Origin of the sequence: Lentilactobacillus diolivorans DSM 14421, assembly GCF_001434255.1 — a bacterium.
Classification (GTDB): Bacteria; Bacillota; Bacilli; order Lactobacillales; family Lactobacillaceae; genus Lentilactobacillus; species Lentilactobacillus diolivorans.
Genome location: NZ_AZEY01000029.1, coordinates 76,341 through 92,173, shown reverse-complemented (window position 1 = coordinate 92,173; position 15,833 = coordinate 76,341). Strand labels below are relative to the sequence as shown.

Below are 15,833 nucleotides of genomic sequence, written 5' to 3'. Positions count from 1 at the left end.
TAAGTAAATAGAAACCTGGGTTTTTGACACAAAAAAAGTTAAAGCAGAAGAACTGCCCTAACTTTTTTTGACAATATTTTCATTTGAAACCCAATTACCTTTATCTTTATTTCTTTGATAAATCAGTTGCTATTCATTCACCGTGAAGACATTTTGAATGGGTAAAGCAACAATAATCGCCTGCTTAGCCGATCCAGCCTTTTGGTAAACTTTTCGATCCAATTTTGGTGCTGTAATTAACGTGTTTGCAGCCTTCATATCCTTAATGTAGTTAACAAAGACATCTGTATCAGAACCAATTGAGCCCACAATCGGTGTATTCTTGAAGGCAAAGAAATTATCACCGCCACCATGCAGGAAGTCGTTGATTACAACTCGATAGGTTCCCGTTGAACTAATTGGTTCACCATTTTCCTTGGTCATTTTAACAACCTTGTAAGGCTGATCTTTATTTCCGGTATCGGTATAAGTATATTTCAATCCAGAAATTTGAAGATAATAATGTTGATTTTCATCATATTGTTGATTCAAAGCAGCTTCAATTTGCTTACCAGTCATCGTTACCACTTGGAGGATATTTCCAAATGGTTGGACAGCCGTTGCAGCTCCCCACGTGATATCACCATTTGACTTCACGTCAAGATCTGCCCGGATACCACCAGTATTGGTCATCGCAAAGTCAGGATTTGTCCCTGCCTTTTTGGCTTCATATAATTGACCATCGACAACTAATTCACCAGCAGCATTTTCCATTGTACTGGTATTGTGTAGACGACCTGTAATTGGCTTATTAGTCCCAGCTTTTCCAATAACTTCATTAACTTTTGGTGCGACGCGTTTATCAGCATCTTTGACGATCGCTGCTACCTTGGCATTCGACTTTACTTTTTTATCAGCTTTTTTCGATAGGACTGGGTAAACATGAGATGTCAGCCCAACAAACTTGCCGGTTTTAGGATTAATGTAGCCTTGCGTATCGTCATAAGCTTTGCCTGTATAGACGGCCTGAACAACTCGGGTCTTACCAATCACCGCGTTGGCATACTGATGAGAATGACCGGCAACGTACAAACCAACGTTGTTTTTCGGATCAATCTGGTTAACTTTCTTTAAAATATCAACAACATCCCCAGTTGTCTTACCATTTTCGGAAGCAACTCCCGTATGGGCAAGCACAACAACAGCCTTAACCCCTTTTTTGTTTAAAACTTTATCATATTTGACAATTGTTTTGGCCTCATCCAGCAGCTTAAAGGCCTTGTAATTGTTATACAGTGTCAAATGCGGTAAATCAGTTGTGTCAATTCCGATAAAGCCAACTTTAGCTTTTTGCCCGTGGGCTTTGACTGTTCGGATCGTATAGGGTTGATAACCATACGGCGGTTTATTAGTTGTTTTTCGAATCACGTTGGCATCAATCAAATCAATTTTTGAAGCTTGGTGCGGATAATTTTTAACCAACTTGTCAGCAGTCGCTGCGGGTTTGGCGCCCGTTAAAATCCGATTGAATTCAGCCAACCCACGATCAAACTCATGATTTCCCAGAGTTCCAATCTTAAAGTTCATCGCGCGTAAAACATGCATGGTGGATTCATGTGCCAAAAGGCTCGAATTGGCTGGTGCGGCACCAACCATATCACCAGCTTCAACTCGAAATGTATTGTTGGATTTATTGACTTTCTTAAAATGATTCTGGGCAATGTTTAAATAACTTGCCATCCTGGCAACTGTTCCGGCATCCTTATATGTTTTGCTGCCAATTTGAACATCACCGGTCGTCGACAAGCCACCGTGTAAATCATTGATTCCTAAAAATTGAACTGGAATGGCAGATCGATACTTTTTCGGTACCGCCTTGTATTCCGGCTGCTGAGTGGGCGATCGATAATTGTCCGTTTTCGTAACAACATTAACGCCAGCAGCTTGAACAGTGTTAGGTTGATTAGCCCCTACGCCAATTAAACCAAGTGCTGGAACGACTAATCCAGATACCAAAATCTTCGATAATAAATGATGATGTGTCCTCATAGAATCTTCCCCTTTTGTAACATGTATGACAATAAGCGACTAACAGCTTTATCTGATTGCAATCACTCTTATTCATACAAAACTTAAATGATTTAAAACAGTTTCAGACTTTTCAGAGATGACCCGATAATGACCAACAATTAGTGCTAACTTCCCTCATCAATTATAAATAACACTGGATACATCTCTGATTAAAACCTTTTAACTATTTTAAACATCTTAAAGATATCAATGAAAACGCTTACTGTCAAGTCGAAATAAAAAGAGCTAACTATCCACCCCATACAGGCAGATAATTAGCTCTTCTTCATTCTAAAGTAAACTTCAACCAACTAACTCAAATACGTCTTAGTTGATGCGATAATATCCTGCAATCCCTTTTTAGCATCTGAGAAGAACATATTTGTCTTATCATCACTAAACAATGGGTTTTGAACACCAGCATAACCCGTACTCATTGAACGTTTGATCACAACGATGGATTTCGATTTGTCAACATCCAAAATCGGCATTCCGGAAATCGCATTACCAGACTCACGAGCAAGTGGGTTGGTAACATCATTAGCACCGATAACCAATGAAACATCGGTATTCTCAAACATTGAATTAGCTTCATCCAATTGTTTCATCTGATCGTAAGGCACATTAACATCGGCTAACAAAACGTTCATATGACCAGGCATCCGGCCGGCAACCGGGTGAATGGCATAATCAACATTGATGTCATGGTCGGTCAATAATTTAGCCAACTCGGCAACTTCGTGTTGCGCCTGAGCAGCAGCTAATCCATAACCTGGAACAATCATGACATTATGGGCATATGCTAATTGCAGACCCACATCGTCAGCGCTTGTTTCGGTAATATTAGCTGGGACATCAGTAGCGGCACCAGAAGAAGCCTCGTCGCCGCCACCAAAACCACCAGCAATAATATTGGCAACTGAACGGTTCATTGCTTCGGCCATTTGCAGGGTCAAAATTGTCCCAGCAGCACCAACTAAAGCACCGGCGATAATCAAGATTTGGTTATTAATAACAAAGCCGGCGAAGGAAACTGCCAAACCAGTAAACGCGTTCAAAAGTGAAACGACAACCGGCATATCAGCACCACCAATTGGCAATGTCATCAATAAACCAAAGATCAAACTAGCAACTAATCCTAAAACAATGTACCAGATATTAGTTGGAAAACCAATCATCATCACAGCAGCAACAATAATAGCAATCACAACCAAACCGTTTAACAGCTTACTACCAGGGAAAATAATTGGTTTACCGGGAACGTGACCCGACAATTTTCCAGTCGCAATGAGTGACCCTGAGAAAGTCGTTCCACCAATGACAACATCTAGGAAGACTGGGATTGAAAAGGCTAAAGCCAATCCGGAACCGGCAGCCAACCGGGTATAATCAAAGATACCAATCGTAGCAGCAGCACCACCACCAACGGCGTTAAATAGTGAAACCAATTGTGGGACATCAGTCATTGGAACTTTACGGGCTTTAATAACCCCATAACCAATTCCTAAAATCAATCCGGCTGCTAACGCGATCCAGCCTGGGAAACTGATTTTACCGTCAGCAATGATTTCAATCAAAATCATGACAACGGCCATAATCATACCTAAACCAGATAACAAGTTACCATTTTTAGCGGTCTTTGGTGAACGCATCATGTGAACACCAATGACGTAGCAGACAGCAGAAATTAAATAAATTAATGAAGCGCAAGTTTCAAGTAAACTCATTATTTCTCGCCTCCACTTTTATCATCTTTCTTGGATCCGCCAGTCGGACGATCAAACATCCCCAACATCCGGTCGGTAACCGTATAACCACCAGCAACGTTGACTGCCGCAAAGAAAGCAGCCAAGAACGCTAAAATATAGAAGTACATATTATCAGCTTCAGCGGCAATGACAAATGCACCAACGACAACAACCCCATGAATGGCATTGGCACCAGACATCATTGGTGTTTGCAAGGTTGCTGGAATTTTACTCATAACTTCAAAACCAACTAACAGACTTAACACGAAAATTGCTAAGTTAGCGTATAGTTCCTCATTCATTTTAAGCACCCTCCTTTTTGTCCGATTGATCTTTAGTATCATCCGAAGAGTCTTCCTTAGTATCAGTCGATTCATCTGCCTTAGGTTTCACTGGCAGATTGAGCGCTTTGCGCAGTCGATCAGAAATGATTTCACCATCATGGGTCGCAACTAATTCACTAAGGACATCATCGTCAGTATCAATGTTTAATGCATCATCCTTAACGATTGACTTAATGACTGTTTGGACGTTTTTGGCATACATTTCCGAAGCAGCGGTTGGTAATTGACTCGCCATATCTTGAGCACCGATAATTCGGGCACCGTTATCAGTGGTGATAATTTCACTTGGCTTGGATCCGGCAACGTTACCGCCAAGATCACTTGCGGCCAAATCAACGAAGATTGTCCCCGCGGAGGCTTCCTTAACAGATGTTTCAGGAACCAACAATGGTGGCTTTCTCCCAGGAACTTGGGCAGTTGTAATAATAATATCGTTTTGCTTAATGAATCCCGCAAGTTCCTCTTGTTGCTTTTGCTGTTCTTCAGCTGACAATTGACGTGCATAACCACCGGCGCCAGCAGCACTAACTGAGCTGGTTAGGAACTTGGCACCTAATGATTCAACCTCGCCTTTTGAAGCTGGTCGGACATCGTAGCCGGAGACTTCAGCACCGAGACGTTTTGCCGTTCCAATTGCTTGAAGCCCAGCAACACCAGTACCTAATACTAATACCTTTGCAGGTTTGGCAGTTCCGGCAGCGGTGATCATCATCGGCATATACCGTGTGAAATCATCAGCGGCAACCAAGGCTGCTTTGTATCCGGCAACAGATGCTTGTGAACTCAAAACATCCATGCTTTGAGCTCGTGAAATTGTTCGTGGCAACAACTCAAATGATAAAGCCGTTACCTTTTGTTTTGCTAACTGCTCCATCTTATCCGGATCGATAAGTGAACTCAGCAATCCAATCAAAACTTGGCCAGACTTCAGCTTAGCAAGCGTCGCATCATCCGGTCGGTCGATGACAGCGATTACATTTGCGTCGCTAATGGCCGTATCTCTGTCAACAACTTTGGCACCAGCATCAGTATATGCTTGATCAGAAAAGTAGGCAGCTTCCCCACTAGACTTCTCCACCAATACTTGATAACCATCTTTAACCATTCGACTGACAACTGCTGGGCTAAGTGCAACCCGGTTTTCGTGATCAGCCTCTTTAAGCGTTGATAGCACAATTGACATTCAAATTACCCCCTTATGTCAACGTATTTGTGAAATCCTGCTCAATACCATTCTATGCTTTATTTGGTCGTGGGGCAACGAAAAATAAATAAGAATTTATGGTTTTTGATAAAAATGGCATCATTTTAATCATTAACGGGTGAAACCAGCCTAAATCAAGCGATTCACTGGTGACAAAATAATTAACTTTAAGCAACATCTAACAATTTTAGCCGTTTTTAACGTCTCTTCTACAGAAAAGTCGTCACTCATTGTTGAAATTTTTCTTCCAGCAATTACATTGTTTTTTCACAAAAGGATTTAATAATCATAAATAGATTAGCTCACTTCATCGAAAGGCAAACTTTTAAATGATAATATTACTCCGTAGTCACCTTCTTCATCTTTAGTAATGAGGAAAAATCAGATTTTTTTGACAGCTTCACTATATAAACGTGGCCATTTACGTGTCATAATTAATAATATGTAAAAATGAAATTTAGTAGCAAGATGATTATTCACTGTTGTTTATCCCCACACGATAATGATTACCCCACTGTAAATAAAGCGCGTTAACTAAAGCGCAATCACTACAGGGGTGTCTAAGGAGACTCAAATCATGAAATTTGTCATTGCGCCTGATTCTTTCAAAGGCGGCTTAACAGCAAAAGAAGCTGCCGAAGCAATCAAAGTCGGTCTCAGCCGTGTATATCCACAGGCTGATTATGCATTGATTCCAATGGCTGATGGCGGCGAAGGGACGGTTCAATCACTTGTCGATGCAACAGCTGGCAAACTAATCACCGAAACGGTTACCGGTCCACTTGGTACCCCTGTTCAGGCTCAATTTGGCCTTTTAGGTGATGGTAAGACCGGCGTAATTGAAATGGCCCAAGCCAGTGGCATTCAATTTATTAATCGGAAAACCCGCAATCGGCTCATTACGACCACCTATGGAACGGGTGAATTAATCCTGAAAGCACTGGACCATGGCATTTCCAAACTCATTTTGGGGATCGGTGGCAGTGCAACTAACGATGGTGGTGCTGGAATGGCACAAGCAATTGGTGTTCGACTGCGCAACCAGAACCATCAGGAAGTTAAATTTGGCGGTGGTGCCTTGGATCGACTCGCTGAAATTGACACAAGTGAGGTTGATCCACGAATTAACCATTTAACCATCCTAATTGCCTCAGACGTCACCAATCCACTGGTCGGAAAAAATGGTGCGTCAGCTGTTTTTGGTCCCCAAAAGGGTGCAACACCAGAAATGGTGCAAACACTGGACCAAAATTTACGTCATTATGCTGACGTGATCCAAAAGCAAACCGGTAAATCATTAGCGGACTATCCTGGCGCCGGAGCTGCCGGCGGGCTCGGTGCCGGTTTATTGGCCTTTACTAATTCAACCATGAAAAAGGGTGTCGACATTGTCGTTGAATATAGCGATTTAAAACGAAAAGCCAAGGGATCTGATTTTGTCTTTACCGGTGAGGGTGGCATTGACTTCCAAACCAAATTTGGCAAGACCCCATATGGCGTTGCCTTGGCAACAAAAGAAGTTGCCCCAGACGCGCCGGTGATTGCAATCGCTGGCAGTATTGGTGACCGCATCGAAGAATTGTATTCGAAGAAAACAATTGACGCCATCTTCACCAGTGTTGCCGGCGTCAAAACATTGGCCGAAGCATTGCATTCTGCAACTCATGATGTTGCTCAAACAGCCGAAAATATTGGTCGGTTGATTAAAAGAACCACCAAAAAAGAATAATGATCTAACAAAAGCAGCAGAAGTTGGGGATTAAATGCCTTCCCAACTCCTGCTGTTTTAGTATCTATTGATGATCATTTCTAAACACAACAATCAACTTCCTATTTTATTTCATTAAAGATGCACCTTTATTAACATAATCCAAGGAGGCAATGGGACCAGTTACCGATAGCTTCCCATTTTGATAGACCAGCTTAGTAACGGCGGCGTTGGGAATTGCAGCACCTGTATAATTAGCTGCCATGGTCGACAAGTATTCATTGATTGACATACCTGAACTCACAACCAATACGTTACCCCCACCATTGTTCGTCGTTCTTTTGGCAATTGTATTTAGCTCTTTAGTCATCCGATCCTGAACCATCGTCGCACTTTCTGCACGGTCGCCGGCAACTAATTTTGTTTGTTGTGAATTTTGTTGATCAAGTCGATAATAAGCGTTCTGCAACATGTTCCAATAATCTTTGCCGGTACTCTTCATGAAGTCATCACCACTTTGGTAACCATAAACCGCCGCAATTTTATTGTTATCGGCGGCAATACTATCACCCTCAAAGCTTCCGTAACCACCTTCACGCAAGAATTGGGAAATATTTACTTTGACTTTTGAATTTCCTGAATACTTCAGTGCATGTTTAGCAGTAACTTCTTGACGGGTTAAATTGCCGGCATACGCATACTTAAATTTAATGCCCTTTAATCCATAACCTAGCTGATCAGCAACTTTAATGCCGTTTTCAGTTAACGGAAAGTCACTCCATCCTTGGACGCGCCCCATGACATTTCCGGTTGTTTCCCCGTGACGAGTTAAATAAATGGTTACTGGTGCGGTCTTCCTAACTGTTTTAGTGACCTTCTTTGTCGCTTTTTTTACTGACGCAGCCTCTGAGTTAGCCATCGGTGTCACCACACTGATTGCACCCACTAATCCCATTGCGCATAATACTGTCATTAATTTTGTTGAAAACTTCATCTTTATCTTCCCCTTATTAATCCTGAATTTTTCGGTTTAATTGTGGTACTTGGATTGGACTATTTGCTTGCAAATATGCAGTTAATAAGTCAATATCCTGGCCAGCGTTATCAACAATCTTTCCTTTTGTAAATGCAAGGTAGCCATCGCCGCCAGTTGATAAATAATCATTTGTCAGAACGTGATATTTCGCATTCTGATCAATTGGCTTACCATCAACCTGAACATTTGAAACGGTTGCCAATTGCCCGCCTTCACTTGCTGCTTTAAAATGATAGGTCAGCCCAGAAAGTTGCAAGAAATATAATTGCGACTTTGTATACTGTTCATTTAACAACTCAATGATATCTTGGCCGGTCAATTCTACAATTGGCTGACTGTTGCCATACGGCTGCATATTATATAACGTCCCCAGTGTGACACTGCCATCCCCCTGAGCTGTCATATCACTTCTGATTGAGTCGTTGCTCGTAATGGCAATATCGGTTGAATGACCCTGTTGGTTGGCAATCTTTCTCTGCGCATCGACAACAACATAGGCTGCTTGTGATTCCTTATTATTCGAAAGTTCATTACTGATTGTTTGACCACCAGCAATTGAACCAACTTTTGTATTAATAATTGGTGCCACTCTTTGATTAGCATCGTTGATAATATTAGTGATTTCATAAAAGGCCAGACTCTTTTTAAACGATGCCGGATCATTTGCAGCTGAGTAAACTGGCTTCACGGTTGCATTCAACGTCCGATGATCAAAATCTTGCGTTTGAAAGTTAAGGCTGCCCGTTACTTCAGAAAATCCCTTACCTTGAAATCCTGCCTGTAAAACAGGAATCCCGTCTACCCAACCATCCGCATACTGATGACTATGACCGGCAAAGAAAATATCGACACTATTATTTGGATCAATCTGTTTTAACTTTTTTAAATCGTTAACAGCATCCCCGGTTGTTTGGCCATCTTGAGTGACTGCACCTGTATGTCCCAAAACAACGATGGCTTTAACTCCTTTCCCCCGTAACAAATTGTCATACTTGGCGATCGTTTGAGCCTCGTCTAAAAATTGATATTTTTTAGCAATTCCAGGTAAATTCGTATTTAATATACCAATGTATCCCACTCGAACAGATTGGTTGGTTTTGGGATCCGTGACTTTTTGAATGGTATAAGGACGATAGCCTACAGGAATTTGATGAGTTCGTTTATCCAGAACATTTGCAATTAGCATCTTCATTCCCGTATTAACAAATGGATATTGCTGAATAGCTTGAATCTGTAAAGGATTATTCAAATAATCAGTTGACGGAGTCACGCCATCAACTTCACGCAAATATTGATCAATGCCATGGTCAAACTCATGATTACCAAGAACTCCCACCTTAATCCGCATCGCGTGTAATGCTGCAAGCGTTGGGCCATCATCTAGTAATGCTGAATTGGCAGGACTCGCACCAACCATATCACCGCTTTGAACCCTTAGCGTCACGCCACCGGGATGAAGGATTTTAAAATTTTGTTCCTCTTGATCCAGGTAACCACCAAGTCTGGCGAGGCCACCAGCATTATTCACAGTTACCTGATCCATCACAAATTTACCGTTCGTCTGCAAACCACCATGGAGATCATTGACACCTAATAGTTGAACGGGTATTTCTTGATTTGAATTTGACTTTGCAAGCACTTCCTGCTTAAATGCCAAAAACGATGCTAAAAACAATCCCAGCAAAACTGCTCCCTTGAAAAACCGCCCCTTGAACATAAATTGCCCCCCATTATCAATATAGTAAAGCGCTTACATAGAAAGTTTACCATTGAGAAATGCAAACCACAAGCCTAATTTAACAGAAAGTAAATCGTTTAATCGGTTAGGGCATGTATGATAAATGGGCTAAGAAAATTTTCTTGTTTTTGAAGACGTCCCGTTATCAACGGCGATGTTAAAATGCAATGATTTGTTTTTGAACGTTCACCCACCAATTTTTATGAACAACTTAAAAGTTCATTAATCAATTACCTCCCTGAAACTGTTACGATAGATGTATACCTACGTTTGAAAATCAATATTGAATTAAACTTAAAGGGAAGTCTTGATATGGAAACATTACCGTCAGTCACGCAAGCTAATCAAACAATGACATTTAATTATCCAAATCGTCATCTTCAAATTTCAGTTCTAACCCCCGAAATTATCCGCGTTTTCGAATTCCGTGGTGATAAGGGTCAGTCTTACGCCGTCGAGGGCAATAAACAACAACCAACAACTTTCACCTTAAATAAGAATGATAATCACTATGAATTAAAAACTGATTCATTGCTTCTAAAAATCGATGCCGATCAGCATATCGATGTTTACGACCAGGCAGACCATCAGCTAATCACCGACTATCGGGGCAGCCGATCACCGCTAGACCGAGGAATCGATGAAGCTCATAAACAGTTGGTTGAAGCGGAGGGCCACACCGTTTCACAATCCGTTAACGGGGATGACAACGGTTATTACGAAGTCGTTAAATCATTAGCGGCTAACGAACATCTCTACGGCTTGGGTGATAAAACCGGCTACTTGGATAAACGCGGCTATGAGTATGACAATTGGAACACCGATAATCCCGCACCTCAAATGGAAAATTTCACTAAACTATATAAATCCATTCCGGTCATGTACGGTTTAAAAAATGGCTATCCGTATGGGCTATTCTTTGATAACCCTTATCGCAGTCACTTTGACATGGGCAAGGAAAATTCCAACTATTATTTTTACTCTGCCGTTGCCGGCAACTTGGATTACTACATCCTTGGGGGTCAAACCTTCAAGGATGTCGTCACTAATTACACCTACTTGACCGGTCGGGTGCCGTTACCACAAAAATGGACGCTGGGTTATCAGCAATCACGCTGGGGATACAGCATCAGCCAACAGGAAGTTGAAACCATTGCCGATCATCTAAAGAAATCCAAACTCCCCTGCGACGCCATTCATTTTGATATTGATTACATGCGTGGCTACCGGGTCTTTACTTGGAATAATGAGGCTTACCAAAATGATCCCAAGGCCTTTCTTCAAAATCTGAAACAACGTGGGATAAAAATTGTGACCATTATTGACCCCGGGGTTAAAAAGGACCCTGACTATTCAGTTTATTCAGAAGGTGTTAAAAAAGGCTATTTTGTAAAGACACCCGATGGTCAAGTCTATATCAACAAAGTTTGGCCAGGTGATTCCGCTTTCCCTGACTTTGGTCGTCCCGAAGTTCGTAATTGGTGGGCTCAAAACACCAAATTTTTAACCGATATTGGGGTTGCCGGCATTTGGAACGATATGAATGAACCGGCTTCATTTGATGGTGACATCCCTGACAATATTGTCTTTAGTGATCAAGAGCTTAAATCAGCCCACCAGAAAATGCATAATGTTTATGGTCATAATATGGCAAAAGCGACTTATGAAGGACTTAAAACCCATCAAGGCAAACGACCATATATCATTACAAGAGCTGCCTACGCCGGCACTCAGAAATATTCAACGGTCTGGACAGGCGATAACCGCAGTCTTTGGGCTCACATTCAAATGATGATTCCCCAACTATGCAATCTTGGTTTGAGTGGGTTTGCCTTTGCCGGAACCGATATCGGTGGCTTTGGTTCCGACACAACGCCTGAATTATTAACTCGCTGGATTGAAGCAGCGATCTTTAGTCCGTTATTACGGAATCATAGTGCCATGGGTACCCGTCACCAAGAACCTTGGAGTTTTGGCGAACCCACCCTCTCCATTTATCGACGTTATTTACAACTGCGCTATCACTTAATTCCTTATATGTACGATCTGTTTGCCCAAGAAACCAAAACCGGCTTGCCGATCATGCGCCCACTGGTTCTCAATTACGATGATGATCCACGCGTGACAGATATTGATAATGAGTTCATGGTTGGCAACAGTCTGTTAGTAGCACCAATTGTTGAAAAGTCACAAACCAAGCGACTGGTCTATTTACCTGCTGGTCAATGGATTGACTTCTGGAATCACCGTGAATATACCGGCGGCAAAGATATCGTTGTCAACGCACCACTAGATAAGTTGCCTTTGTTCGTCCAGAAAAACGCAATCCTACCATGGGGCCAACAAGTCGACCACATTTCAGAAGACCCCGATGACGAAATGACCTTCCATGTTTGGGGTGATGAGGGGCACTATGATCATTACCAGGATAATGGTATGGACTTCAACTACCAAAAAGGTGAGTTCAATCGCTACGCCATCTCTGTTAATCGCAATCAGGTCAGTGTTAAACTTCTGCACCAAGGTTTCAAAAGCGTCTATCGGAAAATTAAAGTTGTCCTACCTGAAAAGACCGTGACTTTGACCTACGAGCCACGAACCAGCCGGTATCTTTAACACGATTAGTTTGGAGAGAGAGGGACTTGGTCATCAAAAATACATTTAAACAACGCTTGATTGGATTAATTTCCGGTTTAATTCTAAATGCGTTCGGTAACGCGCTAACGATTTCGGCCAACATGGGAAGTGCCGTTTGGACTGCATCAGCCGTCAATTATAGCCGTTGGTTTAACATCAACGTTGGTGCCATTTTATTCATCATCGGCTTTTTGAATACGGTCACTAATCAAATTTTGATTAAACGTTGGGATTGGCCGCGATTTGTTGGCGAAATCGGTTATGTTTGTTTCTTTAGTTACTTCGTCAATCTCTTCGTAAATTTATTTGATTCAGCCGGTATCGGTAATCTACCAATTATCGTTCGTGCCATTTTGTCCTGTTTAGGAATTATCTTCTTCTGCACAGCCATTTCGTTATATCAGCGAGCCAACATTTTAATGCATCCCAATGACGATACAACCAACATTTTGCGATTCTTTTACCTTCGTAAAAGTGCAGTGGCTGCCCAGTTAATTGATTTTATCCCACCAATTGTGGCGATGATGATTTCATTCGCAGTCACCCAAAACTTATTTGCGGTTAATATTGGCACCTTCTTTTCAATTATCTGCAATGGATTAATTATTCAAACAGCAGATAAGTACGTGTGGCCGCGCTTAAAACATAATTTTCGAACGAAAAAACGAGGCTCGATGGCGCATTAACCGTAACTCATCCCAAGCAGTGATTATGATCCAACATCTAACAAAGGAGCTTCTAGTAGACAAAAATGTCTACTAGAAGCTCCTTTTATAAATCAAATGACTATTGAACTAAGTCTGTTGTTTTCTCAAAATCATAGTTAGCAACAAAATCATCAATTTCTTGAACATAATTCCGCTTTTGTTGATCACTGATCCACGAGCTGTTAAATGAATTTTTGGCAATTTGAACAACTTGGTCGACTGATAGATCATATGCTTCAGCAAGGGCCCAATAATTTTCGGAAATATAGCCACCAAAGTATGCCGGATCATCGGAATTGACGCTAACTTCAATTCCTTTGGCCAACAAATCGGTAATTTCTTTACCCTTCATATCAGCACTGACGAAACTGTTCGACTTCGGACAAGTGGTCATACCAATCTGTTTTTGATTAACAAAGTCAACCAGATCGGGATTTTCAACAATATTAGTCCCGTGATCCAGTCGCTCAACCCCAATGACTTCCAAGGCCTGCTTAATATGATCAATTGAGTCAACCTGGTCAATATCACAATGCATCGTAATATGATATCCCTGAGACACGGCGTTTTCAAAATGAGTCGCAAATTTCATTTGTGGATTATGATGCTCGTCAGAATCCAACCCGATTCCAAGAATCTTATCACGATGTTTCTTGGCTTCCAACAACGTTTGCCGGGCAGATTCTTTAGAAAAGTCCCGCAAAAAGCACATAATTAATTGCGCATCAACACCGAAACTCTTGGCATCCTGAGTTGCCCGATAAAATCCATTAATAACCGTTTCAAAGCTGATCCCACGACTGGTATGCGCCTGTGGATCAAAGAATAATTCAACGTGACGAACATGATTATCTTTTGCTTTCAATAGGTAGGCATAGGCCAAATCATAAAAATCCTGTTCAGTTTGTAACACAGCCAGTGCTGGATAATAAACTGCCAAAAACGAAGCCAAATCATCAAACTGATAACTTTTCTTGACTTCCTCAATTGTATTCTGACCAATATTAATGTGATTTTTTTGGGCCAGCTTTAATTTAAGATCTGGTTCCAAAGTTCCTTCAAGATGAATATGTAGTTCGGCTTTTGGTAATTGTTGAAGAAATTCTCGGGTTACATCTGTCAAAGTGATCTTCCTCCTAAAATACGAACATTCGCTTTTAATTTTATTATATTGTTAGAATAACACGTAATTTCAACCTCGTAAATAGTTATTTCCTTAAATATATCATTTCATTGCTTAACGATTAGGCGTTGCTTTTATCAATTATCTATGCCATAATTCTAGATAAACACGAACTTTATATTAGGATGGTGGATTAAAGTATGGAAACTGCTACAAAGGAACGTCACGGATGGCTAGATCGACGATTCCATTTAAGTGAACTAAATACCAATGCCCGAACCGAAACAGTGGCTGGAACAACCACCTTTGTTTCAATGGCTTATATTTTATTTGTTAATCCAAGTATCTTAGGGGCCGCTGGAATGGATAAAGGCGCTGTTTTTACGGCTACTGCATTATCCGCTATTATCGGCTGCCTATTAATGGCCTTTTTAGCCAACTACCCCATTGCAATTGCACCGGGGCTTGGAGACAATGCCTTCTTTACATATTCGGTTGTATTAGGAATGGGCATCTCTTGGCAAACAGCAATGGCAGGAATTGTGATTGCATCAGTTATTTTTACCATTATTTCAATTTTTAAAATCCGAGAGATTGTAATTAATGCCATTCCTAATGATCTAAAGCTCGCAATGGCCGCGGGAATTGGCATTTTTATTGCCTTTGTCGGCCTACAGGAAAGCGGCTTAATCGTTGGTAGTAAACCATCACTGGTCCAAATCGGTTCACTAACTGTGCCGACGACTTGGCTAAGTATCTTTGGCCTCTTTGTCATCGCAATTCTAATGGCTAAAAAAATTCCGGGTTCAATCTTTATTGGGATGATCGCAACGACGCTGTTAGGCCTATTTACAGGTCTCATTCATTTACCAACCCATTTAATTTCGTCAGTGCCAAGTCTTGGCCCAACCTTTGCTGTCGGCATTACCCATTTACCTCAGCTTAATTCACCAAAGCTATGGGCTGTTATTTTAATCTTCTTATTAGTGGCCTTCTTTGACACGGCCGGTACGTTAATTGGCCTGGCCCAACAAGCTGGTTTCATTAAGAATAACAAGATGCCCCGAATCGGCCGGGCACTGATGGCTGACTCCTTTTCCATGCTCGCCGGTTCAGTCATGGGAACCACCCCAACTGCCGCCTACGTTGAATCTTCAGCCGGAATTGCCCTTGGCGGCCGGACTGGATTGACCGCCTTGGTCACTGCCGGCTTCTTCACACTTAGCTTATTCTTCTCACCACTATTAACAGTGGTCACCTCGCAGGTAACTGCCCCAGCATTAATTATTGTCGGCGTGTTAATGGCCCAATCGTTAAAACAGGTTGACTGGGGCCACTTTGAAATTGCCCTACCTGTCTTTTTGACAGTTGTCGGGATGCCACTCACCTACAATATTTCATACGGGATTGCATTTGGCTTTCTCATCTATCCGATCACAATGATCGCTGCTGGCCGACGCAAGGAAATCAACCCGATTATGATCGCGCTGTTCTTTGTATTTGTGCTGTTGCTGTATGTTTTAAACATTCTGTAAAAGT

Annotated in this window: 11 protein-coding genes; 4 read left to right on the top strand and 7 right to left on the bottom strand. The window is 41.6% G+C overall.

All coding sequences use genetic code 11. From position 1 onward, the window contains the following. Positions 1-129 precede the first annotated feature (129 nt). From FC85_RS03765 to FC85_RS03750, 4 genes are all read right to left on the bottom strand, one after another. Positions 130-2,028, bottom strand: a complete 1,899-nt coding sequence (locus FC85_RS03765) for a bifunctional metallophosphatase/5'-nucleotidase (protein WP_057864227.1) — start codon at positions 2,026-2,028, stop codon at positions 130-132. Positions 2,029-2,360: 332 nt separating this feature from the next. Continuing rightward, on the bottom strand, positions 2,361-3,776 hold the full coding sequence (locus FC85_RS03760; RefSeq protein WP_057864226.1) for an NAD(P)(+) transhydrogenase (Re/Si-specific) subunit beta: 1,416 nt from the start codon (positions 3,774-3,776) through the stop codon (positions 2,361-2,363). Next, positions 3,776-4,099 carry an NAD(P) transhydrogenase subunit alpha part 2 gene (locus FC85_RS03755; RefSeq protein ID WP_057864225.1) on the bottom strand — a complete coding sequence of 108 codons (324 nt, stop codon included), beginning with the start codon at positions 4,097-4,099 and terminating at the stop codon, positions 3,776-3,778. The genes FC85_RS03760 and FC85_RS03755 overlap by 1 nt, the downstream gene beginning before the upstream one ends. A 1-nt stretch (position 4,100) precedes the next feature. Next, on the bottom strand, positions 4,101-5,324 hold the full coding sequence (locus tag FC85_RS03750) for an NAD(P) transhydrogenase subunit alpha (protein WP_057864224.1): 1,224 nt from the start codon (positions 5,322-5,324) through the stop codon (positions 4,101-4,103). Positions 5,325-5,922: 598 nt separating this feature from the next. Here FC85_RS03750 and FC85_RS03745 point away from each other — a divergent pair. Then, positions 5,923-7,074 (top strand): glycerate kinase family protein, encoded by a 1,152-nt coding sequence (locus FC85_RS03745; RefSeq protein ID WP_057864223.1) that lies wholly within the window; start codon positions 5,923-5,925, stop codon positions 7,072-7,074. A gap of 106 nt (positions 7,075-7,180) precedes the next feature. Here the strand turns inward: FC85_RS03745 and FC85_RS03740 are convergent, their stop codons facing one another. Together FC85_RS03740 and FC85_RS03735 are read right to left on the bottom strand one after the other, a co-directional pair. Beyond that, entirely contained in the window at positions 7,181-8,047 is an 867-nt protein-coding gene (locus FC85_RS03740; protein ID WP_057864222.1) for a histidine phosphatase family protein, read from the bottom strand. A 16-nt stretch (positions 8,048-8,063) separates the two neighbouring features. Further along, positions 8,064-9,806, bottom strand: a complete 1,743-nt coding sequence (locus FC85_RS03735; RefSeq protein ID WP_057864221.1) for a bifunctional metallophosphatase/5'-nucleotidase — start codon at positions 9,804-9,806, stop codon at positions 8,064-8,066. Positions 9,807-10,139: 333 nt separating this feature from the next. On the opposite strand from FC85_RS03735, the gene FC85_RS03730 reads away from it, so the two are divergent. Together FC85_RS03730 and FC85_RS03725 are read left to right on the top strand one after the other, a co-directional pair. After that, entirely contained in the window at positions 10,140-12,443 is a 2,304-nt protein-coding gene (locus FC85_RS03730) for a glycoside hydrolase family 31 protein (RefSeq protein ID WP_057864220.1), read from the top strand. Between the two features lie 59 nt (positions 12,444-12,502). Further along, the gene (locus tag FC85_RS03725) at positions 12,503-13,150 is read left to right on the top strand and encodes a DUF6198 family protein (RefSeq protein ID WP_057864251.1); all 648 of its coding nucleotides are present in this window, start codon (positions 12,503-12,505) and stop codon (positions 13,148-13,150) included. 100 nt (positions 13,151-13,250) lie between these two features. Here the strand turns inward: FC85_RS03725 and add are convergent, their stop codons facing one another. Further along, on the bottom strand, positions 13,251-14,294 hold the full coding sequence (gene add / locus FC85_RS03720; protein ID WP_057864219.1) for an adenosine deaminase: 1,044 nt from the start codon (positions 14,292-14,294) through the stop codon (positions 13,251-13,253). 200 nt (positions 14,295-14,494) lie between these two features. Here add and FC85_RS03715 point away from each other — a divergent pair, with 200 nt between their 5' ends. Beyond that, the gene (locus FC85_RS03715; RefSeq protein ID WP_057864218.1) at positions 14,495-15,829 is read left to right on the top strand and encodes an NCS2 family permease; all 1,335 of its coding nucleotides are present in this window, start codon (positions 14,495-14,497) and stop codon (positions 15,827-15,829) included. Positions 15,830-15,833: the final 4 nt, after the last annotated feature.